The organism is Nonomuraea spiralis, assembly GCF_014648435.1.
GTDB classification, from domain to species: domain Bacteria; phylum Actinomycetota; class Actinomycetes; order Streptosporangiales; family Streptosporangiaceae; genus Nonomuraea; species Nonomuraea spiralis.
This window is the reverse complement of record NZ_BMRC01000008.1, coordinates 120,088-144,607: the sequence shown is the minus strand read 5'-3', so window position 1 is coordinate 144,607 and position 24,520 is coordinate 120,088. Positions and strand designations below refer to the sequence as shown.

Annotated in this window: 24 protein-coding genes; 16 read left to right on the top strand and 8 right to left on the bottom strand. The window is 70.3% G+C overall.

The annotated features are described in order from the left end of the window. From IEZ27_RS21210 to IEZ27_RS21195, 4 genes are all read left to right on the top strand, one after another. Complete coding sequence (locus IEZ27_RS21210; protein WP_189648839.1) at window positions 1–2,778, top strand: sensor histidine kinase; 2,778 nt, start codon at window positions 1–3, stop codon at window positions 2,776–2,778. Next, window positions 2,778–3,200 (top strand): roadblock/LC7 domain-containing protein, encoded by a 423-nt coding sequence (locus IEZ27_RS21205; protein WP_189648838.1) that lies wholly within the window; start codon window positions 2,778–2,780, stop codon window positions 3,198–3,200. The genes IEZ27_RS21210 and IEZ27_RS21205 overlap by 1 nt, the downstream gene beginning before the upstream one ends. A 66-nt stretch (window positions 3,201–3,266) precedes the next feature. Next, complete coding sequence (locus IEZ27_RS21200; RefSeq protein WP_229824241.1) at window positions 3,267–3,581, top strand: DUF742 domain-containing protein; 315 nt, start codon at window positions 3,267–3,269, stop codon at window positions 3,579–3,581. Continuing rightward, the gene (locus IEZ27_RS21195; protein ID WP_189648836.1) at window positions 3,562–4,131 is read left to right on the top strand and encodes a GTP-binding protein; all 570 of its coding nucleotides are present in this window, start codon (window positions 3,562–3,564) and stop codon (window positions 4,129–4,131) included. Before IEZ27_RS21200 ends, IEZ27_RS21195 begins: the two co-directional genes overlap by 20 nt. Here the strand turns inward: IEZ27_RS21195 and IEZ27_RS21190 are convergent. Both IEZ27_RS21190 and IEZ27_RS21185 read right to left on the bottom strand, forming a co-directional pair. Continuing rightward, window positions 4,125–5,084 (bottom strand): SIS domain-containing protein, encoded by a 960-nt coding sequence (locus tag IEZ27_RS21190; RefSeq protein WP_125631410.1) that lies wholly within the window; start codon window positions 5,082–5,084, stop codon window positions 4,125–4,127. The genes IEZ27_RS21195 and IEZ27_RS21190 overlap by 7 nt on opposite strands. Then, window positions 5,081–6,202, bottom strand: a complete 1,122-nt coding sequence (locus IEZ27_RS21185) for an aminoglycoside phosphotransferase (RefSeq protein ID WP_189648835.1) — start codon at window positions 6,200–6,202, stop codon at window positions 5,081–5,083. Before IEZ27_RS21185 ends, IEZ27_RS21190 begins: the two co-directional genes overlap by 4 nt. A gap of 128 nt (window positions 6,203–6,330) precedes the next feature. On the opposite strand from IEZ27_RS21185, the gene IEZ27_RS21180 reads away from it, so the two are divergent. The 5 genes from IEZ27_RS21180 (at window position 6,331) to IEZ27_RS21160 (ending at window position 10,790) form a co-directional block, all read left to right on the top strand. Next, window positions 6,331–6,657, top strand: coding sequence for a hypothetical protein (locus IEZ27_RS21180; protein ID WP_189648834.1), 327 nt, complete (start codon window positions 6,331–6,333; stop codon window positions 6,655–6,657). 310 nt (window positions 6,658–6,967) lie between these two features. Further along, window positions 6,968–8,089, top strand: a complete 1,122-nt coding sequence (locus tag IEZ27_RS21175) for a polyamine ABC transporter substrate-binding protein (RefSeq protein ID WP_189648833.1) — start codon at window positions 6,968–6,970, stop codon at window positions 8,087–8,089. An 11-nt stretch (window positions 8,090–8,100) separates the two neighbouring features. Beyond that, entirely contained in the window at window positions 8,101–8,955 is an 855-nt protein-coding gene (locus tag IEZ27_RS21170; protein WP_229824182.1) for an ABC transporter permease, read from the top strand. After that, window positions 8,948–9,754 (top strand): ABC transporter permease, encoded by an 807-nt coding sequence (locus IEZ27_RS21165; protein ID WP_189648832.1) that lies wholly within the window; start codon window positions 8,948–8,950, stop codon window positions 9,752–9,754. The genes IEZ27_RS21170 and IEZ27_RS21165 overlap by 8 nt, the downstream gene beginning before the upstream one ends. Continuing rightward, entirely contained in the window at window positions 9,741–10,790 is a 1,050-nt protein-coding gene (locus IEZ27_RS21160; protein WP_189648831.1) for an ABC transporter ATP-binding protein, read from the top strand. The genes IEZ27_RS21165 and IEZ27_RS21160 overlap by 14 nt, the downstream gene beginning before the upstream one ends. On the opposite strand, the gene IEZ27_RS21155 is transcribed toward IEZ27_RS21160, so the two are convergent. After that, window positions 10,784–11,389 carry a TetR/AcrR family transcriptional regulator gene (locus tag IEZ27_RS21155; RefSeq protein WP_229824181.1) on the bottom strand — a complete coding sequence of 202 codons (606 nt, stop codon included), beginning with the start codon at window positions 11,387–11,389 and terminating at the stop codon, window positions 10,784–10,786. The two genes, IEZ27_RS21160 and IEZ27_RS21155, sit on opposite strands and share 7 nt — an antisense overlap. A gap of 128 nt (window positions 11,390–11,517) precedes the next feature. On the opposite strand from IEZ27_RS21155, the gene IEZ27_RS21150 reads away from it, so the two are divergent. The 6 genes from IEZ27_RS21150 to IEZ27_RS21125 all read left to right on the top strand — a co-directional run bounded on the left by IEZ27_RS21150 (window position 11,518) and on the right by IEZ27_RS21125 (window position 19,107). Beyond that, on the top strand, window positions 11,518–12,789 hold the full coding sequence (locus tag IEZ27_RS21150; protein ID WP_125631399.1) for a glycosyltransferase: 1,272 nt from the start codon (window positions 11,518–11,520) through the stop codon (window positions 12,787–12,789). A gap of 17 nt (window positions 12,790–12,806) precedes the next feature. Beyond that, window positions 12,807–14,204 (top strand): aminobutyraldehyde dehydrogenase, encoded by a 1,398-nt coding sequence (locus IEZ27_RS21145; RefSeq protein ID WP_189648830.1) that lies wholly within the window; start codon window positions 12,807–12,809, stop codon window positions 14,202–14,204. Window positions 14,205–14,456: 252 nt separating this feature from the next. Beyond that, window positions 14,457–17,705: a sensor histidine kinase gene (locus IEZ27_RS21140; protein ID WP_189648829.1), complete on the top strand. Its 3,249-nt coding sequence runs from the start codon at window positions 14,457–14,459 to the stop codon at window positions 17,703–17,705. Next, window positions 17,702–18,124, top strand: coding sequence for a roadblock/LC7 domain-containing protein (locus IEZ27_RS21135; protein WP_090935862.1), 423 nt, complete (start codon window positions 17,702–17,704; stop codon window positions 18,122–18,124). Before IEZ27_RS21140 ends, IEZ27_RS21135 begins: the two co-directional genes overlap by 4 nt. A 19-nt stretch (window positions 18,125–18,143) precedes the next feature. After that, window positions 18,144–18,548 (top strand): DUF742 domain-containing protein, encoded by a 405-nt coding sequence (locus IEZ27_RS21130; protein ID WP_055507219.1) that lies wholly within the window; start codon window positions 18,144–18,146, stop codon window positions 18,546–18,548. A gap of 7 nt (window positions 18,549–18,555) precedes the next feature. After that, window positions 18,556–19,107, top strand: coding sequence for a GTP-binding protein (locus IEZ27_RS21125; protein ID WP_125632602.1), 552 nt, complete (start codon window positions 18,556–18,558; stop codon window positions 19,105–19,107). A 73-nt stretch (window positions 19,108–19,180) separates the two neighbouring features. On the opposite strand, the gene IEZ27_RS21120 is transcribed toward IEZ27_RS21125, so the two are convergent. Further along, complete coding sequence (locus IEZ27_RS21120) at window positions 19,181–20,026, bottom strand: ABC transporter ATP-binding protein (protein ID WP_189648828.1); 846 nt, start codon at window positions 20,024–20,026, stop codon at window positions 19,181–19,183. A 105-nt stretch (window positions 20,027–20,131) separates the two neighbouring features. Then, window positions 20,132–21,364, bottom strand: a complete 1,233-nt coding sequence (locus tag IEZ27_RS21115; RefSeq protein WP_189649065.1) for a flavin-dependent oxidoreductase — start codon at window positions 21,362–21,364, stop codon at window positions 20,132–20,134. A gap of 140 nt (window positions 21,365–21,504) precedes the next feature. Here IEZ27_RS21115 and IEZ27_RS21110 point away from each other — a divergent pair, with 140 nt between their 5' ends. Beyond that, window positions 21,505–21,936, top strand: coding sequence for a PNPOx family protein (locus tag IEZ27_RS21110; RefSeq protein ID WP_125631392.1), 432 nt, complete (start codon window positions 21,505–21,507; stop codon window positions 21,934–21,936). Here IEZ27_RS21110 and IEZ27_RS21105 read toward each other — a convergent pair. From IEZ27_RS21105 to IEZ27_RS21095, 3 genes are read right to left on the bottom strand one after another with little or no spacing between them, the layout of a single operon-like run. Further along, the gene (locus IEZ27_RS21105; protein WP_229824180.1) at window positions 21,923–22,753 is read right to left on the bottom strand and encodes an ABC transporter permease; all 831 of its coding nucleotides are present in this window, start codon (window positions 22,751–22,753) and stop codon (window positions 21,923–21,925) included. The two genes, IEZ27_RS21110 and IEZ27_RS21105, sit on opposite strands and share 14 nt — an antisense overlap. After that, entirely contained in the window at window positions 22,750–23,571 is an 822-nt protein-coding gene (locus tag IEZ27_RS21100) for an ABC transporter permease (RefSeq protein ID WP_189648827.1), read from the bottom strand. The genes IEZ27_RS21105 and IEZ27_RS21100 overlap by 4 nt, the downstream gene beginning before the upstream one ends. Beyond that, window positions 23,568–24,443, bottom strand: a complete 876-nt coding sequence (locus IEZ27_RS21095) for an ABC transporter substrate-binding protein (RefSeq protein ID WP_185844482.1) — start codon at window positions 24,441–24,443, stop codon at window positions 23,568–23,570. The genes IEZ27_RS21100 and IEZ27_RS21095 overlap by 4 nt, the downstream gene beginning before the upstream one ends. Between the last annotated feature and the right edge of the window lie 77 nt (window positions 24,444–24,520).

Here is a 24,520-nt window from a genome sequence, read left to right as displayed (position 1 = left end):
GTGACAACACAGCTGGGCGAAAGGCAGGCCAGCGAGGGCAACTGGCGCCTGCGCAATTGGCGCGTGCGCGCGCGGCTGGTCGCCCTCATCCTGGTGCCGACGGCCGCCGCCGTGCTGCTGGGCGGCGTCCAAGTGCTGTCCTCCACGGGCGCCGCCGCCGACTACGACCGTACGAACCGACTGGCCGCGCTGTCCGAGCAGGTGGGCGACCTGACCCACCAGCTCGCCGGCGAACGCGCCAAGACCGCCTGGTACATCGCCAGGAACCGGCCGGTGACCGGGATCGGCGGCGTCCAGGCCCAGATGGACCAGGTGGACGTCGCCATCAGACAGGTACGCGGCACCGCGCAGCAGATCCTCGCCGACATCGAGGGCCGCACCGCCGACCAGATCGAGAACATGCTCAGCCGCCTGGACGACCTGACCTCCCTGCGCCAGCAGGCGCTGGACGCCAACCTGCTCCCCGGCCCCGCCGTCGACCTCTACACGACGGTCGTCAACGAACTGCTCTCCATCCACACCGAACTGATCAAGGGCAGCTCCGACGACGAGCTGTTCCGCCAGACCCGCATGCTGGACGGCCTGGCCAGGGCCAAGGAGAGCGTCTCGTACCAGCAGGCGCTGCTCACCACGGTCCTCGTCGAGGGCGCGTTCGGCCAGGACCAGCTCAAACGTTTCCTGGGAGAGCTGTCCAGCGAGACCGCCGAGCGCAAGGGCTTCGCCGCCGAGGCCACCGCCGACGAGCGCCGCTTCTTCGACGAGACCGTGAACGGCCGCAGCGCCGACCGCATGCTCTTCCTGCGCGAACTCGTGCTCATCAGGGCCTCGGCCTCGCTGCCGCTGCGCGGGCTGGACCTGGCCAAACGCGACGACGCCAAGGAATGGTTCGAGGCGTCCAACGTGGTCGTGGACTCCATGCGCACGGTCGAGCAGCGGCAGTCCGCCGGGATCGTGGCGCGCAGCCGTACACTCGCCGCCGAGGAGCGGCAGCGTGCCATGGTCATCGCGGGCGCGGTGCTCGCGCTGCTGGTCGCCGTCCTGCTGATCACCACCGGCGTGGCCAGGTCGCTGGTCCGGCCGCTGCGCAGGCTGCGCGGCGAGGCGCTGGAGATCGCCGGGCACCGGCTGCCCGACTTCGTCCAGCACCTGCGCGAGTCGCGCGACGGCGCGGTCGACGCCGAGGTGCCGCCCATCGGCATCTTCTCCAGGGACGAGGTGGGCGAGGTCGCCCGCGCCTTCGACGAGGTGCACCGCGAGGCCGTACGGCTGGCGGGCGACGAGGCGCGGCTGCGCTCCAACGTCAACGCCATGTTCGTCAACCTGTCGCGGCGCAGCCAGACCCTGGTCGAACGGCAGCTCACGCTGATCGAACGCCTGGAGCGCGGCGAGCGCGACGACGAGCGCCTGGGCGACCTGTTCAAGCTCGACCACCTGGCCACCCGTATGCGCCGCAACAGCGAGAACCTGCTGGTCCTGGCCGGTCAGGAGGCCGCGCGCAAGTGGAGCGAGCCGATCGAGCTCATGGACATCGTGCGGGCGGCGCTCGGCGAGGTCGAGAGCTACGACCGGGTCAGCGTCCAGGTGCAGTCGGACGTCGCCATCGCCGGGCAGGCCGTCACCGACGTCGTGCATCTGCTGGCCGAGCTGGTCGAGAACTCGGTGTCGTTCTCCTCCAAGGACACCAAGGTGATCATCTCCAGCAGCCGCATCGACGGCGGCGGGCTGATGGTGTCGGTCACCGACAACGGGATCGGCATGACCCCCGAGGAACTGGCGGAGGCGAACTGGCGGCTGGCCAACCCGCCGGTCGTGGACGTGTCCGTGTCGCGGCGGATGGGATTGTTCGTGGTCGGGCGGCTGGCGTTGCGGCACACCATCAAGGTGCAGCTCCGCCGCCAGGACATCGGCGGGCTGACCGCGATGGTGCTGGTCCCGGAGATGTTGCTCACCGCGATCCCCGGCACAGGCCCGCTGGCGGGCTCGATGGCCGGTTCGATGGCCGGTTCGATGGCCGAACCCATGACCGGGCCTCTGGCGGGGTCCATGGCCGGGTCCGGGCACGCCCAGGCCACCGGCGCGGCCCGCCTGGACCAGGGCCGCCGCACCGGCTCCTTCCCCACCGCCGACCCGTTCTCCCCGAACCTGAGTGCGGAGCCGTTCCCCCCGAACCCGGCCGCGGATCCGTTCGGGCCGCCGCACGCGGGTGGCGAGCCGTTCGGGGCGGGGGGCGAGCCGTTCGCGCCGCCCACGGCGCCGATGCCCGCCTACGGGCATCCGTCGTTCGACGCCATGCAGGCGGAGTCCGAGGCGTCGTCGTGGTTCACCTCGACCTCCACACACTCGGTCGAGCTGCCGCAACCGGGCCCGGCCGGTCCGCCCGGCGCGCCGGACTCGTACCCGTCGTTCGCGACCGGGCCCGGGCCGGCCGCGAACGACCCGGCGGCCACGAACGAGTTCCTGCCGATCTTCGCCTCGGTCGAGGACAGCAGCTGGTTCAGCAAGTCGACGCCGACCGCCGACCGCCGGGATCCGGCCTGGACGTCGCCCGCCGACCAGGGCTGGGAGGCCGCGACCACGGCCGCCGAGCCCGCCAAGAACGGCACCACGAGCTCCGGCCTGCCCAAACGCACGCCGCGAGCGAACCTGGTACCGGGTACCGCGGTCCCACAGCCGCCGCCCCCGCCCGTTCCTCCGCTGTCCCCCGACCGGCTGCGTAACAGGCTGGCCAGCTACCAGCAGGGCGTGCGCAAGGGCCGGGCCGAGCTAGAGGAGGACTGATGAAGGAGCTGAGCCAGGGAGCCAGAGACATCAACTGGCTGGTCAGCGGGTTCGTCGAGGAGGTGCCCGGCGTGGCCCACGCCGTGGTCGTCTCCGCCGACGGCCTGCCGATGGCCTTCTCCCGCGGCTTCCCGAAGGACCGCGCCGACCAGCTCGCCGCCGTCGCGGCCGGGCTGGTCAGCCTCACGCAGGGGTCCGCGCGGGTCTTCGAGGGCGGCAGCGTCACGCAGACCCTGGTGGAGATGGAACACGGCCTGCTGCTGGTCATGTCGATCAGCGACGGGTCGTGCCTGGCTGTGCTGGCCGCGCCCGACTGTGACATGGGCCTGGTGGCGTACCAGATGACGATTCTGGTGGAGCGTACGGGGCAGGTGCTGACCCCTGCCGTACGGGCGGAGTTGTCATCCGCGCGCCCTTGGTGATGGGAGTGGACGTTGGCATCGTGGCATGACCGGGAGCCGGAACCCGAGCGCAGCTCGCTGGTACGCATGTACGCCGTCACCGGCGGCAGGACGGCACCGCGTACCGGCCTGGCCATGGAGGCGCTGGTCTCGTCGGCGACCTCGGCGCGACTCGGCATGACCTACACCCGCGAGTACCGCGCGATCAGCGAGCTGTGCCGTCAGGTGCGGTCGGTGGCGGAGATCTCCGCGCTGCTGGCCGTCCCGCTCGGCGTCGCGCGGGTGCTGGTCGCCGACATGGAGGCCGACGGGCTGGTCAAGGTCTACCAGCCGCAGCTCGAGGCGGGCCTCCCGGACCGGAGACTGCTCGAAAGGGTCCTGAGTGGACTTCGCCGGCTCTAGCACAGCGCTCACCTCGACGAAGATCGTCGTGGCGGGCGGGTTCGGCGTCGGGAAGACGACCTTCGTCGGCGCCGTGTCGGAGATCGTGCCGCTGACGACCGAGGCCGTCATGACGGACGCCTCCGAGGGCATCGACAACCTCTCGCACACGCCGGACAAGGCCACCACGACCGTCGCCATGGACTTCGGCCGCGTCTCGCTCGACCGCGAGCTGATCCTCTATCTGTTCGGCACGCCGGGCCAGCACCGGTTCTGGTTCATGTGGGACGACCTCGTACGCGGGGCCATCGGCGCGGTCGTGCTGGTGGACACCCGCCGCCTGGCCGACAGCTTCCCGGCGGTCGACTACTTCGAGGACGCCCGGCTGCCGTTCGTCGTCGGCCTGAACGGCTGGGACGGGCACTTCCCGCACGTGGAGAGCGAGGTGCGGGAGGCGCTGACGCTCTCGCCGCAGGTGCCCATCGTGCGCACGGACGCCCGTGCCCGCCAGTCGGTCAAGAACACCCTGATCACGCTGGTCGAGCACGTCCTCAGCGCCCGCTCCTACTGAGCGTTCCACCAGTAGGCGGCGACCAGTTCGGCCACCAGCGTCTCGGTGAGCAGCGCCACGTCGGGATCGTCGTCGTGGGCGTAGCGGACCGCCGCCGCGGCGTCCTTCACCTCGCCGCCCACGGAGATCACCGTGGAGCCGCGTTCGCGTACCCAGTCCATGGCCTGGGCGTCGTAGGCGGAGCCGGGGAAGAGCAGCGCGCGGTAGTCGAGCGTCTTGGTGAGGTAGACGTCCACGTGCGACCAGTCGCCCGCCTCGCAGGCGTCGGCCGCGCGGCGCGGGCCCTCGCGGAACATCAGCGCCGACTGCTCGGCCGACGACAGCCGTTCGGCGGGGGCGATCGTGTAGACGCCGTGTGGGCCGTCGAGGAGTTCGATGGTGAGCGGGAGCCAGTCGTCCCGGCGGTCCAGGAGGTCGCGGGTGGCCTCGGCGGCCCGCGTGAGCAGCGCGGGCAGGTCGCGTCCCGTTCCGGTGAGGCGGGCTTCGAGCGCCAGGAGCAGGGCCAGCGTGTGCTGGAACGTCCGGCAGGCCACGCCGCCGCGCTCCTCGCCCGCGTTCATGGGGACGACCAGGTCGGCCGCCTCGGTGACGGGCGAGCCGGGCACGTTGGTGATCGCGGCCACGTACGACGGGCCTCCCGCGTAGCGGGCGAGGGCGTCGAGGGTCTCGCGGCTGCCGCCGGTGGCCGAGATCGGCACGACCAGCGTGTCCGGACCGGCCGGGTACGTCGCCGCGGCCGAGGCGTAGTCGGCGTAGGCGTCCACGCCGGCCGCGCGCAGGCGCAGGGCCGCCACCCCGGCGGCGTACCGGGAGCTGCCCATGCCGAGGAACAGCACCCTGCGGACGCCCTCGGGCAGCCCGGCGAAGGGGTCGGCCGCGCGCAGCCCGTCGGCCAGGCCGGCCAGGGCGGCGGGTTTGGCCTCCAGGTCGGCCAGGTAGAGCTCGGAATTCACGGAACGATCTCCTCGGGGTACCAGGTGCGCAGCACGCCCATGGGGGCGTAGCGCCAGCGGGGCAGATGGCGGGCGGCGTAGATCAGCTCCCGGCACTCCTGCTCGACCTCGAACGGGCGGATCAGGGTCTCGTCCAGGAGGTCGGGCCTGCCCTGCTCGGACAGGCGGCGCCGGTAGGCGGCCAGCAGACCCGTACGGGCCGCGCCCGCCCAGGCCGCGGCGTCGGCGGGCGGCGTGCCCCGGCGTCTGATCGCGACCTGGGCCACGTGCTCCAGGCTCGTGGTGAGCTGGGCGACGTCCCTGGCCGCCGGCTGGCGGACGCCGGTGTCGGCGACCGTGGGGTTGCCGTCGAAGTCGATCACGGCGTAGCCGTCGCGCCAGCTGAGGATCTGGCCCACGTGCAGATCGCCGTGGATCCTGATCGCCGGGCTCGCGATGCCCGCCCGCAGCGGCTCCAGCTCGCGGGCCAGGGCGCCGGCCCTGGCGGCCAGCCACTCGCCGTCGGCGTCGCCGGTGAGGTCGAGCGCCTCGGCCAGCGCCCGCGCGGCCCGCGCCGCCGGGTCGGCCGACCGCGCGGACGAGCCGCCCGGCAGGGTGGACAGCGCCACGTGCAGGTCGGCGGCCAGGCGGCCGAGCTCGCCGGCGAACTCCGTGCGGCCCGACTCGGCCTCGTCCACGCACCACTCCCAGCCGTCGCGCGCCTCGGGCAGGTAGCCCGTCACCAGCGCCAGCAGCTCCTCGCCGGCGTCCGTGGCCCGCGTCAGGGCCAGGTACGGGGGCGCGGTGTCCGCGAAGCCGACCTCGACGAGGTGGGCGAAGATCTCGGGCGTCGGGTGGGGGAGCGGGACCGGCGGGGTCAGCCACTTCACGACCACCCGTTCGTCCACGACGACCGAGTGGTTGGTCTGGTCGACGTGCGGTCCGAAGCCGCGCTCGGCGGCCGTCGCACTCAGCGCGGGAAGGGGGTGGAAGCGGCGGATCCCGAAGGGGGCCGGCGGATCGCCCGCGAGGGCCCGCAGCAGGCTCGTGGACAGGCCGTGATCCCGGTCGGACACCGGCTCATCCGCCAGGGCGGCGAGCCTGCGCTCAATTGAATCCCAGTTCAGCAGATTGACCATGGTTCCCGTCCGACGTGTGGAAGGAAGTCTCGCTCATGTTGATATCCCCTGCAACTCCGCGATTCCGCCGGTAATGCGGGCGTACCGGGAAATGCCGCGGCGCCGGACAGGAGGGTACTGTCCGAACCGTGGTGGATCGCCCGGAGAAGCCCGAGCCGACAGGTGATGGCCGGCTCGCCGCCGTCACCGTGCCGGCGGTGATCGTCGTGCCGGCGGTGGCCGGTGTGGCGGTGGGCGTGTGGTGGTCGCTGAGGGCGAACGCGGAGGAGGTCCGGAGGGTGCAGGCCGCCAACCTGCGCGAGATGTCCGTGGTGATCGCGGGACGCCCGTACCGCGGCCAGGGACGGCTCGCTCTCCGACGCGGAGATCGACGACGTGGGTGTTCGGTGTCCGCGCCGCGGGAGAGCGGGAGCTGTCCGGAGGTGACTGCTCATCCCTGGCTGCGTGAATCCTGACTTGTCGCCTGTTTCCGGTGTACCCAACAGGGATCGCACGCTCCTGAGCCGCTAGATTACGGCTAGGAGAGATGGCGCTAAGAGCGCGGCCCAAAGGCGGTCCGGACGCGAGGTGGAGGTCCCTCACGGACCGGGATGAGGCGCATCCGTTATTGAATCCCGATTCAACACTGTGATCAAACTTCCAGGTAGCAATGTCGGGAAAAGTCTTGCTCATGTTGATTTCTGCTGCAACACTCCTGCTCTGGTCTGCCGTGTCCAGTAAGGTCGCGCGACCCCTCAACCCTCAGCACCAGAAGGAGTAGCGGCCGTGTCCCGTACCCGGTTCACCCGTCGACTTCCGGCCGCCGTGGCGGTGGCCGGCCTCGCGCTAGCCGTCGCGGCGTGCGGCGGTGAGTCGTCGAACAGCTCAGACGGCACGACCGCGGCCAAGGCCGAACAGCTCCAGCCCAACGCCGACCTGTCCAAGCAGTCGCTCCAGGTGACGGTCTGGGACGGTTACACGCCCAAGGAGCTGCCCGAGAAGGTCAAGTCGCAGCTCAAGGTCAAGGACATGAAGGTCGGCCTGCACGCGACCAACGAAGAGGCGATGGCCAAGCTGACCGCCTCCGGCGACAGCGGCATCGACGTGGCGTTCGTCTCCGGCCAGTACGCCCAGGCGCTCAACGCCCAGGGCCTGCTGGAGCCCATCCACGCCGAGCTGATCCCCAACCTGGCCAATCTCTACCCCGAGGCCACTCAGCTCTCCTACGACAAGGGCAACAAGTACTCGGTGCCCTACACCTGGGGCACCACCGGCATCTGCTACCGCAGCGACCTGGTGAAGACGCCGCCGACGAGCTGGAACGACATCCTCAAGCCCCCGTCCTGGGCCGAGAAGAAGGTCACCATGATGACCACCGAGCGCTGGCTGGTCCTGCCCGCGCTCAAGGCGCTCGGCTACTCGGTCAACACCGACAAGGACGAGGAGATCGCCAAGGCCAAGGAACTGCTGGTCTCCCAGAAGCCGCACCTGCTCGCCTACGACGACACCACCTTCGGCGACAAGCTAAAGTCCGGCGAGGCGCTGATGGTCGAGGCGTGGGACGGCTGGTGCCCGACCACGGACGAGAAGCAGAACATCAAGTTCGTGGTGCCGAAGGAGGGCAGCGACCTCTGGGTGGACACCATGGTGATCATGAAGTCCTCCAAGAACAAGGAGGCGGCCCACGCCTTCATCAACATGATCCTCGACCCGGAGACCCACCGCTGGGCGGCCGAGAACATCAACTACAAGGTCCCCAACAAGGCCGCCATGGACAAGGTGACCATCGCCAAGGGCTCGCTGCTCGACATCAAGCCGGCGGAGCTGCTCAACGGTGAGTCGATCATCGACCTGGGGCAGGCGTCGACCAAGTTCAGCCGCCTGTCGCAGGAAGTCACGGCCGGATAGTCGTTGGTGCAGTGAGATCCGAGGTCAAGGCCCGGCCGGTGTCCCGTACGCGGGGGCGCCGGCTGGGCGCGTTCGTTTTCCTGTCGCCAGGTCTGACGTACCTGGTCGTGCTGCTGCTGGTGCCGCTGGCGCTGGTGCTCAGCTACACGGTCTTCCAGCGGGGCCGCTTCGGCGGCGTGGTCTACGAGTTCACGCTGGAGAACTTCCAGCGCCTGGCCGACTCGCTCTACCTGGGCGTGGTCGGCGACTCGTTGAAGATCGCGGCGATCACGACGGTGATCGCGTTGCTGCTCGGCTACCCGACGGCGTACCTGATCGCCCAGCTCCCGGCGAAGTGGAAGACGATCGCCCTGGTGGCGATCGTGTTGCCCTTCTGGACGAACTTCATCATCCGCGTCTACGCGTGGATCATCATGCTCAGCGGCCCCGGGCTGATCAACTCGCTGCTGGGCACGAAGCTGGAGCTGCTCTACAACCAGGGCACGATCGTCACAGGCCTGCTCTACTCCTATCTGCCGCTCATGGTGCTGCCGCTGTACTCCACGATCGAGAAGCTCGACCCGCAGTTGCGCGAGGCGTCGGCGAACCTGGGGGCCTCGGCGTTCACCACGTTCAGGAAGGTGACGCTGCCGCTCACGCTGCCCGGCGTGCTGACCGGCGCGATGTTCGTGTTCGTGCCGAGCTTCGGCAACTTCGTCATCCCCGAGATGCTCGGGGGCAGCAAGTCGATCATGGTGGGGAACCTGGTCCGCAACCAGTTCCTGACCGCGCGCGACTGGCCGTTCGGCTCGGCGCTGGTGCTGGCGCTGATCGCGGTGCTGATCGTGTTGCTGCTCGTGCAGGCGTGGGCGGCCCGCCGTGCGTAGATCCAAGCTGCTGTACGTGCCCTTCTGGGCCACCTACGTCTTCCTGTACGTGCCGATCCTCGTCCTGGTCGCCATGTCGTTCAACTCCGGCAAGTCGGCCTACACCTACGAGGGCTTCAGCCTCAAGTGGTACGGCGAGCTGGCCGCCGACGAGAAGATCAGGGACGGCCTGGTCAACACGCTGATCGTGGCCCTGGGCTCGACGGCGATCGCCACCGTGCTCGGCACGCTGCTGGCCGTGGGCCTGGCCAGGTACACCAAGTCCAAGATCCTCGACGCGCTCTCGCTCATGCCCGCCGTGCTGCCCGACCTGGTGCTCGCGATCGGCCTGCTGCTCCTGTACGCGCTGATCAACCAGTTCCTGGCCCAGTGGGACGCCCAGTTCGCGCTCGGCCTGCCCACGGTGACGATCGCGCACGCCCTGTTCTCGATGGCGTTCGTCGCGGCCGTGGTGCGCACCCGGCTCACCAACGCCGACACCTCGCTGGAGGAGGCCTCGCGCGACCTCGGGGCCGGGCCGGTGGTCACGTTCATGAAGATCACGCTGCCGCAGCTCGTGCCCGGGATCGTGGCCGGGGCGCTGCTGGCGTTCACGTTGTCGCTGGACGAGTTCGTGATCGCCTTCTTCACGATCGGCAACGCGGAGCCGACGCTGCCGATCGTCATCTACTCAATGGTTCGTTTCGGGGTGACCCCGAAGATCAACGCGCTGGCCGCGATCCTGCTCCTCGTGAGCTTCACGGCGGTGATCGCCGGGCAGCGGATGACCAAGATCGGGGAGTCACGTGCTCAGGATTGACGGGATCACCCGCAGGTTCGGCGACGTCACCGCGCTCGACGGCGTGTCACTGGAGATCGAGCAGGGCGAGTTCTTCGCCCTGCTCGGGCCCTCCGGCTGCGGCAAGACCACGCTGCTGCGGATCATCGCCGGGTTCGAGTCGCCGGACGCCGGCACGGTCACGCTCGACGGCGAGGACCTGCTGGGCAAGCAGCCCAACCGGCGGCCGATCAGCCTCATGTTCCAGTCGTACGCGCTGTTCCCGCACATGACCGTGGCCAAGAACGTGGCGTACGGCCTGGAACGGGAGAAGTTGCCCCGGCAGGAGGTCAAGCAGCGCGTCGGCGAGGTGCTGGAGACGGTCGGCCTGTCGGCGCACGCCTCGCGCAAGCCCGCGCAGCTCTCCGGCGGGCAGCGGCAGCGGGTCGCGCTGGCCCGTTCCATCGTCAAGCGCCCGCGCCTGCTGCTGCTCGACGAGCCGCTGTCGGCCCTGGACAAGAAGGTCCGCGCCGACATGCAGCTTGAGCTCAAGCGGCTGCAGCACGAGGTCGGCATCACCTTCGTGGTCGTCACGCACGACCAGGAGGAGGCGATGTCGCTGGCCGACCGCATCGCGGTCTTCGACAGCGGCACCGTACGCCAGGTGGACGCCCCCGTGGCCCTGTACGAGCGCCCGCGCTCGCCGTTCGTGGCCGACTTCGTCGGTGCGAACAACCTCTTCGAGGGCGTCTTCACCGGCCTGGACGGGATCAAGAGCGACGAGTTCGGCATGCTGGCCGGCACGCCGCTCGGCGAACCGGCCGCCGACACCAAGGCGCTGCTCGCGGTGCGTCCCGAGAAGATCGAGCTGGCCGACGAGAGCGCGGCCAGGGGCCTGAAGGGCAGCGTCCTGGACGTGAGCTTCTACGGCGGCGTCTCGCACGTCTCCGTGGACGTGCCGGGCCGGGCCAAGCCCGTGCTCGCCGCGGTGCAGGGGGCGAGCACGGTGCAGCCCGGCGCGAAGGTCAAGGTGCGCTGGGAGGCCCAGGACGCCGTCATCATGACGGTCGATCAATGAGCCAGGTCGTTGCCCGTCGCCGCCCGCGCGTACGACAGGATCAGCTCGGCCGCCTCGTCGGGGCCGATCAGCGGGTGCCTGGCGGTGATGCGGTAGCCGTAGGCGTCCTCCAGCGCCACCAGGTTGCGCGAGACGGTCAGGGAGTCGGCCGTCAGCCGGAACACCCCCAACGCGGCCCCGGTGTCCAGGATCGCCTGGTACATCGACACCTGGCGGTCGTACAGCGAGGTGAGCAGCACGCCGTAGACCCGGTTGCGGCCGGCGGCGCCGCCCAGCTCGTTGAGCAGGCGCACGTCGGGGTCGAGCGGCCCGGTCGGCAATCCCGACCGGATCGTGACGACCAGCTTCTCGACCGGGTCGGTGAAGTCGGCCAGGCGGCGCATGCGCAGCTCGTAGAAACGTTCCATGCCCGCGTGCTGGGCCTCGACGAGCAGTTCCCCGAGGTCGGGGTAGTGGTACAGCACGGCTCCGGAGGTCAGACCGGCCTCCTCGGCCACGTGCGAAAGCTGTACACCGTCGATGCCGTGCCGGATGATGGCTCGGCGCGCAGCCTCGATCAAGTCGATGCGCCGGTCACTACGGCTTTTTCTCTGGGCCACGACCACCACCCCCCGTGCGTTTGGTCACCATTCAGATCGGCCGTGACCATAGTGCACTTAACTTGCGCTTCACGCTAGATGAGTATTTGAATTCCTCTTCAATTTGACGAGTTCCCCCGGAGTTCACGATGTCCCTCACCATCCTGTTCATGCCAGAGAGCGCGTACGGCCCCACGAACAACAGCATCGGCATCGGCGACATTCTCCGTCGCCGCGGGCACCGCGTCGTCTTCGCCGCCGAATCCTCCTGGAAGGGCAAGCTCGAAGCGCTCGGCTTCGAGGAGGACCTCGTCGACCTCGCCCCGCCGGCCGAGAACGCCGAGGAGCAGGACGCCGGCCAGTTCTGGAAGGACTTCATCCGCGAGACCGCGCCGGAGTACCGCAAGAGCACGCTGGAGCAGCTCGACACCGTCACCAAGCCCATCTGGGACTCCCTCATCGACGGCGCCAAGTACTGCGAGCCGCAGCTCAAGGCCATCATCGAGCGCGTGAACCCGGACGTGATCGTCGAGGACAACGTGATCACGTTCCCGGCGCTGCTCACGGCGGGCAAGAAGTTCGTCCGCATCGTCTCGTGCAACCCGCTGGAGGCGCGCGGCGAGAACGTCGCGCCGGTCTTCTCCGGCCTGCCCGCCGACGACCGCTCCGGCTGGGACGCCTTCCGCGCCGAGTACGACCGCACCCACCGCGAGATCTGGACCGCCTTCAACGAGTGGTGCGTCGAGCAGGGCACCGCCCCGCTGCCCGACCTGGACTTCATCCACGAGGGCGACCTCAACCTCTACGTCTTCCCCGAGATCCTCGACTACACCGACGCCCGCCCGCTCGGCCCGTCCTGGCACCGGCTGGACTCCTCGGTGCGCGAGACCGACGAGGACTTCACGCTGCCCTTCGAGCGCAACGACGGTTCGCTGGTCTACTTCTCGCTCGGCTCGCTCGGCTCCTCCGACGTGGAGCTCATGCAGCGCGTGATCGACATCCTGGCCGGCACGCGGCACCAGTACATCGTCTCCAAGGGCCCGCTGCACGAGGAGATCAAGCTCGCCGACAACATGTACGGCGCCGAGTTCCTGCCGCAGACGAAGATCATCCCGCTGTGCGACCTGGTCATCACGCACGGCGGCAACAACACCACCACCGAGGCGGCGCACTTCGGCAAGCCGATGATCCTGCTGCCGCTCTTCTGGGACCAGTACGACAACGCCCAGCGGGTGGACGAACTCGGCTACGGTGTCAGGCTTTCGACCTACACCTTCACCGACGAGGAACTGACCGGCGCGGTGGAGCGCCTGCTCGGCGACACCGAGATGCGCGCCAGGCTGGCCGCCGCGGGCGAGGAGATCCGCCGCCGCGACGGACTGCGCAAGGCCGCCGACCTGATCGAACAGCTCGGCCAGTAGGGATTTCGAGGACTTCCATGCGTGAACTGATCAACCCCGCCACCGGCCTCCCGTGCGCCGAGATCCCGGACACGCCGGTGGCGGACGTGGCGGCGGCCGTCCGGACCGCCCGGGGCGCGTTCGAGGAGTGGGGGCAGACCACCCCCGCCGAGCGGCAGCGGCTGCTGCTGCGCCTCGCCGACCTGGTGGAGGCCGACGCCGAGGAGCTGACCAGGCTGGAGGTGGAGGAGACCGGCAAGCCGGCGGCCGTGTTCAGGGACGGCGAGCTGCCGTTCGCCGTCGACAACCTGCGCTTCTTCGCCGGGGCCGCCCGCTCCCTGGAGGGCTCGGGCGCCGGGGTGTTCAGCCCCGGCTACACCTCGGTGCTGCTGCGCCGTCCCGTCGGGGTGGTGGGGTCGATCGCGCCGTGGAACTTCCCGTTCGTCATGGCGGTGTGGAAGGTGGGCCCGGCCGTGGCCGCCGGCAACGCCGTGGTGATCAAGCCGGCGCCGCAGACGCCGCGTACGACGCTGCGCCTGGCCGAGCTGTTCGCCGCGGCGGGCGCGCCCGAAGGGCTCGTCCAGGCCGTCACCGGCGACGCCGAGGTCGGCCAGGCGCTGGTGACCGACCCGGGCGTGGACATGGTCAGCGTCACCGGCTCGACCGGCACCGGCCGGGCGGTGATGAGCGGCGCGGCGGCCACGCTCAAGCGGGTGCACCTCGAACTCGGCGGCAAGGCGCCGGCGCTGGTGTTCGAGGACGCCGACCTGGCCGAGACGGCCCGCGGCGTGGCCATGGGGGCCACGTACAACACCGGACAGGACTGCACCGCGGCCACCCGCGTGTACGTCGCCCGCGAGGTCCACGACGACGCCGTCGAGGCCATCCGGGAGACGCTCGCCGGCATCACCGTGGGCGACCCCTGGGACCCGGCGACGGACATCGGCCCGCTGATCTCGGCCGCCCACCGCGAGCGCGTGCACGGCTTCGTCGCGCGCTCCGGCGGGCGGATCGTGCACGGCGGAGCGCCGGTCGAGGGGCCCGGGTTCTTCTACCCGCCCACGCTTGTGACCGATGTCGCACAGGAGAGCGAGATCGTCCAAGGTGAACTTTTCGGACCGGTCCTTGTGGTGCTCCCGTTCGACGGCGAGGACGAGGCGGTCCGGCTGGCCAACGACACTCCGTACGGGCTGGCCTCGTCGGTGTGGTCGCGGGACGTGGCACGGGCGATGCGCGTGGCGCACCGGCTCGACGTGGGTGTGACCTGGGTGAACGATCACCTGCCGATCGCCAGCGAGGCGCCGCACGGCGGCGTGAAGGGCAGCGGGTTCGGCAAGGACATGAGCCAGGAGGCGGTGCAGGAGTATTCGGTGACGCGGCACCTGATGGTCAAGCACGCGGCGCCCGCGGAACGGGATTCGTTCCGGCCTGCCTGAAAACGTGTACGGCGATATGTCGCCCAAAGCTTAGCTTTGGGCGCATTTAGTGGGAAATGTACGGTTGGCCGTCTGGTACGGACTGTGTTCCAATTACCCAGCCGGACAGAATCCCATGCGCCACACGCGTGTCTGATTTTCTTTCGAGCACGTACCGGCGAGAGGTTGCGAGAGTCAGTGAGGACGGAAAACCCCAGGCACACGAGGTCAGGGGAGTACACAGGCGGAAGGTTCCGGCTGGGGAACTGGCGTGTGCGCTCGAGGTTGATCGCGCTGATCCTCATCCCCACCATCGTGGGCGTGCTCCTCGCGGGCGTGCAGCTCGCCAACGCCATCGGGACGAGCTCCGAGTACCGCCGGCTGACCCAGGTCGCCGAGCTGGTGCAGCGCATCGGCGGGCTCAACCACGAGCTGGCCAAGGAGCGCACGCTCACCGCGTGGTACGTCACCGACCAGTCGAAGGCGGGGCGTTTCGTCCAGCTCAAGACCCAGCGCGCGGCCGTCGACGCGGCCAAGAAGAAGGTCCTGGCCTCGGCGAACGCCATCGACGCCGCGCACGCGGCCCGTATCCGCGACGGCGTGGAGAACATGCGCCGCTGGCTCAGCGGCCTCGACAGCCTCCGTACCTCGATGGTCGCCGAGGGCGTGCCCCCGCGAGCCGCGATCACCACGTACACGACGATGATCGGCGTCTTCTCCGCGATCCAGGGCGACCTGGGCGACGGCGTGAACGACGACGACCTCCAGGGTGACGTGGCCGCCCTCGGCTCGCTGCAGCGGGTCAAGGAAGAGGTCTCCAGGCAGCAGGCCATTCTCATGATCGCGCTCATCGAGCGTGAGCTGGACTACGACGACCTGTCGGAGTTCCTGGGCTCGTGGAGCCGCCAGCAGGCCGAACTGGCCGCCTTCGAGCAGGCGGCCGACCCGGCGGACCTGAAGGCGTACCAGAAGGGCATGCGCGGGCCGGACATCGACCGCGCCGACGCCATGCGCCAGCGCGCCCTGGCCCAGGTACGCGAGTACAACCGGATCAGGGACCTCGACGTCACCTCCGCGCGTGACCTGAGCCGCTGGTACGACAGCACCACCCTGGCCGGCAACGCCATGCGCAAGGTCGAGGACGGCCTGGCCACCAAGATCGTGACCAGGGCCCGCGAGCTGAGCGACACCGAGCAGCGCAACGCCATCATCAGCGGCGCGACCATCCTCGTCCTGCTGCTGCTCGTCCTGATCATCACCACCCGCGTGGCCGGTTCGCTGGTCCGCCCGCTGCGCCGGCTGCGTGCCGAGGCGCTCCAGGTGGCCACCACCCGGCTGCCCGAGACCGTCCGCATCCTGCGCGAGTCCGGTGAGGGCGCGCAGGTGCCCGAGGTGCCCTCGGTCGGCGTCAACACCCGTGACGAGATCGGTGAAGTGGCGCGGGCGTTCGACGAGGTCCACCGCGAGGCGCTCCGGCTGGCCGGCGACGAGGCCAAGCTGCGCGCCAACGTCAACTCCATGTTCGTCAACCTCTCCCGCCGCAGCCAGACGCTGGTCGAACGGCAGCTCCAGCTCATCGAGGGCCTGGAGCAGGGCGAGGAGGACGAGCAGCGGCTCGCCAACCTCTTCCGCCTCGACCACCTGGCCACCCGCATGCGCCGCAACAGCGAGAACCTCCTGGTCCTCGCCGGCCAGGAGGCCGCGCGCAAGTGGAGCGAGCCGGTGCCGCTGGTCGACATCGCCCGCGCCTCGCTGTCGGAGGTCGAGAACTACGAGCGGGTCCAGATCAAGATCCCGTCCGGGACGCTGATCGTCGGCCCGGCCGTCACCGACGCCGTCCACCTGCTCGCCGAGCTGATCGAGAACGCGATCTCCTTCTCGCCCCGCGAGAGCAAGGTCGAGGTCGCCAGCGTGGCCGCCGACGGCGGCGTCATGATCTCCATCAACGACCTGGGCATCGGCATGAGCCCCGAGGAGCTCTCCGAGGCCAACTGGCGCCTGGCCAACCCGCCCGTCGTGGACGTCGGCGTCTCCCGCCGCATGGGCCTGTTCGTGGTCGGCCGCCTGGCGCTGCGCCACGGCATCCGCGTCCAGCTCAGCATGCGGGAGAACGGCGGCCTGAGCGCGCTGGTGATGATGCCCGACATGCTCATCAGCGGCGGCGCCGGCATGCCGCAGCAGCCCGGCAGCCAGTACGAGGCGTTCACCACGTTCGACCCGAGCCAGTTCGGCGCCCCCGCCCAGCCTGCCCAGTCGAGCCAGAACGGCGGCGGCGCCTACGTCTCCGCGCCGGACTCGCCGGACCGGGTGATGGACACGCAGTGGCCGGGCTCGCTGCCCGCGCCGGGCACCGGCAACTGGCCGTCCTTCGCCGACGAGTCCGCCCAGGAGGAGACCCGCTGGGGCTCCTTCGCCGAGGAGCCGGCCAAGGACGAGCCGCGCTGGCCGTCGTTCGCCGAGGACCCCAACCCGTCGTCCTTCGGCGAGGACCCGAAGCCGTTCTTCGGTGACGAGCCCAAGCCGTTCTTCGGCGAGGAGCCCAAGCCGTTCTTCGCCGAGGAGCCGCCCGCGGCCCAGCCCGAGCCGCAGCCGCAGGCCCAGTGGGGCGAGCAGCGCTGGCCGTCCTTCGCAGAGCAGCCGCCGCCCCTCCAGGACGACGAGCCCCGCTGGCCCTCCTTCGCCACCGAGCCGCCGCAGGGCGGCACGGAGGAGCCCCGCTGGTCGTCCTTCGGCTCGCCGTCCTTCGGCGACACCTCGCTCGGCCAGTCGGCCTTCGGGGAGGAGCAGTCGCGGCGGTCCCTGTTCGAGTCGGTCGACCGGCCGCGCCCCCCGGCGTACGGCGAGGAGCCGTACCGGTCGGCGTTCGGCGACCTCCAGGGGTTCGGCGCGGAGGAGTCCAAGCCCGCCGACCAGTACGAGCAGAGCGGTCAGCCCGGCGCCTACGGCCCGTTCGGCCCCGGCGACTATTCCTCGCAGGACCTGACCGGCCCGCTCCCCGTGGTGCGCACCTCGCCCATGGAGGAGCAGAGCGAGGAGTTCCTGCCGATCTTCTCGTCGGTCGGCTCGGACTGGTTCCGCAGGCCCGACCCCGAGGAGCTCGGCCGGCAGGACGCCGAGCCCGAGCACGAGATCACCGCCGTGCACCCGGCCGTGCCCGCCGAGCCGCCCGCGCCGCCCGCCGCCGCGCCGGCGCCGCCGGTCGGCCGGTCCGGGCTGCCGCAGCGCAAGCCCGGCCAGTCCGGCGCCGGCGCGTCGTGGTCCTCGCCCGCCGACTCCGGTTTCCAGGCGGCCCAGGCCGCCGCGCAGCCCGCCCAGTCCGGCACCACGGCCTCGGGTCTGCCGCGGCGCGTGCCCAAGGCCAACCTGGTGCCGGGTACGGCCAGTCTCGCCGAGCCGCAGCCCACCTCACCGGCGCCGCAGATCTCGCCCGAGCGGTTGCGCAGCAGGCTCTCCAGCTTCCAGCAGGGAGTGCGGCAAGGCCGCGCGTTCACCCGCGGAGAAGAGAATGAGGAGGACAAATGAGAGAGATGAGCCAGGGAGCGCGTGGCATCAGCTGGCTGATCACCGACTTCGTGAACAACGTGCCGGGCGTCGCGCACACCGTCGTGGTGTCGTCCGACGGCCTGCCGCTGGCCTTCTCGGAGGGTTTCCCCAAGGACCGGGCCGACCAGCTCGCCGCGGTCGCCTCGGGTGTGATCAGTTTGACCCAGGGTGCCGCGCGGGTCTTCGAGGGCGGAATGGTGACCCAGACCGTCATCGAGATGCAGCGCGGGCTCTTGATGATCATGTCCATCAGCGACGGCTCCTGTCTGGCCGTCCTGGCGGCCCCCGACTGTGACATGGGCCTCGTGGCGTACCAGATGACGCTGCTGGTCGAGCGGGCCGGTCAGGTGCTCACCCCGGCCGTACGCGCCGAGCTGCAAGCGGCCCGCCCCCGCTAGCGGGCGGTGACAGGAGATCATGGTGTCAGGTCAGGGTTGGGCTGGTGATAGCACTCCGCCGCATCCGGCGGCCCCTCGTCCGCAGAAGCCGAGCTCCCTGGTACGGCCCTATGCCGTGACCGGGGGGCGCACCGCGCCGCGGATGAAGTTCGCCATGGAGGCTTTGGTGTCCTCCGTGACGTCGGAATACCAAGACATTTCCCTACTGAGTCCGGAGTATCAGGCGATCATTCAGCTGACCCGGAACGTCCGGTCGGTTGCCGAGATCTCCGCCCTTTTACGCCAGCCCCTTGGTGTGGTCCGGGTGCTGATCGCCGACATGGCGTCGGAGGGCCTGATCCGCGTGCACCAGCCTGCGCTGGACGCGGGAAAGCCGGACCTCAACTTGCTCGAAAGGGTGCTCAGTGGACTTCGCAGGCTCTAGCCCCGGTCTGACCTCGACGAAGATCGTCGTGGCCGGGGGCTTCGGCGTGGGGAAGACGACGTTCGTGGGAGCGGTCTCGGAGATCCTGCCGCTCACCACGGAAGCGGTCATGACGGACGCCTCGGCCCACGTCGACGACGTCTCGCTCACGCCGAACAAGACGACCACCACCGTGGCGATGGACTTCGGGCGTGTGTCGCTGGATCGCGATCTGATTCTGTACCTGTTCGGCACGCCCGGACAGCACCGGTTCTGGTTCATGTGGGACGACCTGGTACGCGGTGCGATCGGCGCCGTCGTCCTCGTGGACACGCGCCGTCTCGCGGACAGCTTCCCCGCGATCGACTACTTCGAAGAGGCCAAGCTGCCCTTCGTGATCGGCATCAACGGCTGGGACGGCCAGTTCGCCCACGCCGAGGACGAGATCCGGGAGGCCCTGTCCGTCGGCGGCCACATCCCGATCGTCCGCCTGGACGCACGCCAGCGCGACACGGTGAAATCCACCCTGATCACGCTGGTGGAACACGCGCTCACCCGCCACTCGCACACGCCGGCATAGGCGCGAGCGCCCCGGGCGCGCGCCCATCGATCCGCGCGCGCCCCGGACGGCCGCAGAAGGCCGGGCGGCGGGCTCAGGCGACGGGGTCGGAAGTGGGTTCCTCGGCGGGTTCGGCGTCCGGGTCGGAAGTGGGTTCGACGGCGGGTTCCGCGGCGGTGGCGTGGCCGCGCACCAGGCGGCCGACCTCGGCGCGCAGGTGGACGAAGTCGGGGTGCTCGCGGGTGGTGATCTGGTCACGCGGCCCGGGCAGGTCGACCTTGAGATCGCCGACCACGTGCGCGGGCGCCTTCGACAGGACCACGACGCGGTCGCCGACGTAGACGCTCTCGTCGATGTCGTGCGTGATGAGCACGATCGTCATCTGGTGGTGCCCGCGCACCTTCAGCACGAGGTCTTCGAGGTCCTCGCGGGTCTGGGCGTCGACCGAGCCGAAGGGCTCGTCCATGAGCATGAGCGAAGGCCGGTAGGCCAGCGCCCGCGCGATGGCCACCCGCTGCTGCATGCCGCCCGAGAGCTGGAACGGGTACTTCTTCTCGGCGCCCTGGAGCCCGACCGACTCCAGCGCCTCCTGCGCGGCCTCGCGGCGCTTCTGCTTGTCCATGCCCCTGCGGCGCAGCGGCAGCGCCACGTTGTCGGCCACCGACATCCACGGGAACAACGAGCGGCTGTAGTCCTGGAAGACCACCGCCAGGTTGTCCGGCGTCTGGCGGACGAGCTCGCCCTCCACCCTGACCTCGCCGCCCGTCGGCCTGATCAGCCCGGCGATGGAGCGCAGCAGGGTCGACTTCCCGGCGCCCGACGGCCCGACGATGCACAGCAGTTCGCCCGCGGCGACGCTCAGGTTCAGGCCTTCGATGGCGTGGTGAGCGTTGGGGCCACCGCCGCCGTACACGTGGGAGAGGTTCTCTATCTCGAGCATGGATGTCCTAGGTGGCGAGACCGCGTGCGGAGGGCCGGCTCAGGGAGCCGGAAATGTCGGTATGGCTCTACGGTGTCGGATCTTACCCCTGAGGCTTCGCGGCTGTCATGGGATGCGTACGCTCCACGACTCCCGCTCGTTCAGCGCCCGGACGTCGGCGTCGGAGATCCGTCGTTGCGCGCCGGCCATGGTGGCCAGCTCGGCCTCCGTCAGCACGTCGGCGATGTCGGCGAACCCGTCGGGCGCCCGTTCGGTCACCAGCCTGATCGTGTCCTCGATCGGCAGCGCCCGATGGGCCAGCACCAGCGCCGACGTGGGCGGACGCCGCTCCTCCTCGTACGCCTTGAGCGCCGTCGCCGGGTCGTCGAAGGTCGCCAGGCACCTGGCCAGCACCCGCGCGTCGAGCACGGCCTGCGAGCCGCCGTTCGACCCGATCGGGTACATCGGGTGCGCGGCGTCGCCCAGCAGCGTCACCCGGCCCTCGCCCCAGGTGGGCAGCGGGTTCCGGTCCACCATCGGGTACTCCAGGATGCGGCCGGAGGCGGCGAGCAGTCCCGGCACGTCCACCGGCCGGTACCGCCAGTCCGCGAAGTGCGCGGCGACCTCGTCCGGCCGGCCCTCGCGCGACCAGTCGGCCTCCGCGACGACGCCCGGCTCGGCCACCCGTACCTCGGCCACCCAGTTGACCAGCCGGGGATTTCCGGCCGAGATGTGATACGTCACGAACTTCCCGGCCAGGTTGGAGCCGCCCACCAGCACCGTGGCGCCGTCCAGGATCGGGTCGGCCTCGGCCAGCCCGCGCCACATCCTGATGCCCGCCCACAGCAGCGGGTCGCTGGACGGATGCAGCAGGGCCCGTAACGAGGACTGCACCCCGTCCGCGCCGACCAGCACGTCCACCCGTTCCTCCAGGAGCTCGCCGCCGCGCCGGAGCCGGACGAGGACCTGGTCGCCGTCCTGTTCGAAACCCTCCAGGCGCACACCCGTACGGACCGGGCCCACCCGTTCCTCGACCGCGGCCAGCAGCGCCATCTGCAACTCGCCCCGATGGATGCTGTACTGCGGCCAGCGGTATCCGGCCGAGCGCCCGCGCGGCAGAGCCAGGATCGTGTTGCCGTGCCGGTCGGCGAAGGTCATGAAGCTCGTCTCCACGCCCAGCGCGGCCAGCTCGCCGGCCAGTCCCAGCTCGGTCAGTTCCCGTACGGCGTGGGGTTGCAGGTTGATCCCGACACCCAGCGGCCTCAGCGTGGAGGCGGCCTCCACCACCACGCACTCCAGCCCGGCCGCCGCCAGGCTGAGCGCGGTGGTGAGCCCGCCGATCCCGCCGCCCACGATCATCGTCCGCACGTCGCCCCCAGTGGTCTCGATCCGATCGCGTGCTCCTGACGCGGAACATGACAGTAAGTTTCTCCTCCTATGACGGCCGAAGACCAGATTTATCCCACTAACCTCGTTCCTATCTGGCTGTGAGGTGTCTGATGCACGGATTCAGCGACGGCGAGTTCGCGTACCTGCTTGAGCACGACCTGGCCCGGCTGGCCACCGCGGCCGGGGGAACGCCGCACGTCGTGCCCGTACGGATCCATCTCCAGCCGGACCGCGGCATGATCGCGGTCGGCTCGCGCATGTTGCCCGGTGGCGTACGTCCCCGGCGGTACCGTCGCGACGTCCGGAGCAACCCCGAGGTGTCGCTCGTCGTGGACGACTTCACCGAGGACGGACCGCGCGGCGTCCTCGTCCAGGGGATCGGGCGCGTCCACCCCAAGGGCGGCGAACGGCTGAAACCCGGGTACGAGCCCGTATGGGTGGAGATCATGCCGCTCGCCGTCGCGTCCTGGGGCATCGACACGGCCGCCTACGACCCGCCGCGCAGCCGCCCGGTGGCCGCGGGCACGTTCACCGCTCCGTGAGCTGCTGCGCGCCGAGGTGCCAGGCCAGCACGCGCCGCTCGGCCACCAGGAACAACTCGTTGAGCAGGTAACCGAGCACGCCGAGCAGCACGATCCCGGCCCACATCGCGGGCAGGTCGAACGTCGAGTACGCGGTGGTGAGCTGGAACCCGATGCCGTTCGAGGCCCCCGGCAGCAACTCGGCGAAGACCATGACGATCAGCGACAGGGACAACGCCAGCCGCAGCCCGGCGAACATCTTGGGCAGCGCCGACGGCACGACGACCCGCACCAGGCGCTCGGCCCTGGACAACCGGAACACCCGGCTGGTGTCCAGGTGCAGCGGATCGACCGCCCGCGCGCCGTCGGCCGTGTTGAGCAGCACCGGCCACACGACGCTGAACACGATGAACGCGAGCTGCATCCGCAGCCCGAAGCCGAACACCACCAGGAACACCGTGACCAGCGCGGGCGGCGGGATCGCGCGCAGGAACTGCAGCACGCCGTCCAGGTAGTCGTAGACCCGCGCCGACAACCCGAACGCCAGCCCGAGCACCACTCCGGCCAGCGCCCCGCCCGCGAACCCGGCGGCCATCCTGCCCAGGCTCGGCAGGATGTTGTCCACCGCCTCGCCGGTCAGGAACAGGCTGCCGGGCGGCCCGGAGAACCACATCTGCCGCATCCGGTCCACGATCGCCGTGGGCGGGGGGAAGAACGCGCTGCCCGCCAGGCGCGTAGCCGCCTCCCAGGCCAGCAGGAGCACGACCAGCACGGCCACCCGGAACGCCGCGCCCCGCGTGCGGTCCCGCGCCGCGGGCCCGCGCCCGGCCCTGGTCACGCCCCCTCCGCGAGCCGGGCGTGGTGCCAGCGGAAGGCGCGCCGCTCGGCCGCCACCAGCAGCGCGTTGACCAGTACGCCGAACATCCCCACCCAGAACACGCCGGCCAGGATGTCGGTCATCCTGGCCGGGACCGCGATCCCGGCGAAGAAGATGAACACGCCGATGCCCTCCCCGCGCCCGGCCACGATCTCGGTGCTGACGGTCAGGATGAGCGCCACGGACGCCGCCAGCCGGACACCCGTGGTGATGAACGGCGCCGCCGACGGCAGGCTGACGCGCAGCAACACCGACGGCGGGCCGAAGCCGTAGGAGCGCAGGGTCTCCTTGGCCACGGGGTCGACGCCGCGCAGGCCGTACATGGTGTTGTAGAGGATGGGCCACATGGCGGCGTAGACCACGAGGGTGACGCGGAGCTGCAGGCCGGTGCCGATCACGAGGGCGACCAGCGGGATCAGCGCCACCGACGGGATCGGCCGCAGGAACTCCACCACCGAGCGCGTGGCGGCGTCGATCACCGGCACGCTGCCGAGCAGCAGGCCGAGCGGCACCGCCACCAGCACCGCGATGCCCAGCCCGAGAGCCCAGGCGAGCAGGCTGGTGAGGGCGTGCTCGCGGAAGGCGGGATCGGCGAGCAGCGCCGCGCCGCGCCCGACGATCCGGGTGGCGGGCGGCAGCACCTCGGCGTCCACCAGCCCCGACCGGCTCACCAGCTCGACGAGGACGGCGAAGCCCACCGCCCCCGCCACCCGGCGCGACCACCGCGTGGCGGGGCCGGCCGGACGGCGGGCTGCCAGGCCCGTGGTGCTGACGCTCACCCCGACGTCGTCGGCGACATCAACGTCTTGACGTCGATCTCCTTGGTGAGCCACTTGGCCTCCCACATCCAGTCGGCCACCCGCTGCAGCCGCACCGGGTTGTCGGAGCTGGAGAAGTAGGGGAAGGTGACCGTCGCCGCCGTGGACGCGTCGATCTGCGTGAAGTTCGGCAGCACCTTGGCCACCACCTCACGGTTGTTCTCCATCAGCTTGGCCGCGTTGTGGATGGCCCGCTGGAAGGCCGCCGCCGTCTTCGGGTTCTTCTCGTACCAGTCCTGCGTGCTGATGTACCCGGAGATCGGGAACTCGGCCGCGGGGCCGGAGGCCGGGTCGAGGATCTTGCGGGCGCCCATCTGCGAGGTCGCCGCGGTGACCAGCGGCTCGCCCAGGTAGGCGGCGTCGATCTGGCCGTTCTTCCACGAGGCCATGATGTTCTGGAACGTCACGGGGACGTACTTGATCGTGGCCGGGTCGACGTTGTTGGCCTTGAGCACCTGGGTGAGCGCGAGCTCCTGGAAGTTGTGCAGGACGTTGACGTTGATCGTCTTGCCTTCGAGGTCTTTCGCCGTCTTGATGGGGGAGTTGGGCAGCGCCATGATGCTGAGCGAGTCGGGGGCGGCCCGCGAGCCCTCGGCGAGCACGTGGATCTTGAGTGCGCCCTTGTCGTGCGCCTGGAACATCGACACGTAGTTGCCGAACATGGCGTCGATCTCGCCGTTGACCATCATGGGGATCGCCTCGGGCGCGGCCTGGACGACCTGCGGGGTGACGTCGAGCCCTTCCTGTTCGAAGAGCTTCTGGTCGATGGCGACGTAGATGGCGGCACTGTCGATGGCGGGCAGGGTAGCGATCTTGATCTTCGTCTTCTCCAAGGCGCCGCCACCGCCGCTGGCGGAGGCGGAGGGTGGTGCGCTGGCGGTGGTTGAGCCGCCGGTGCTGCACGCTACGG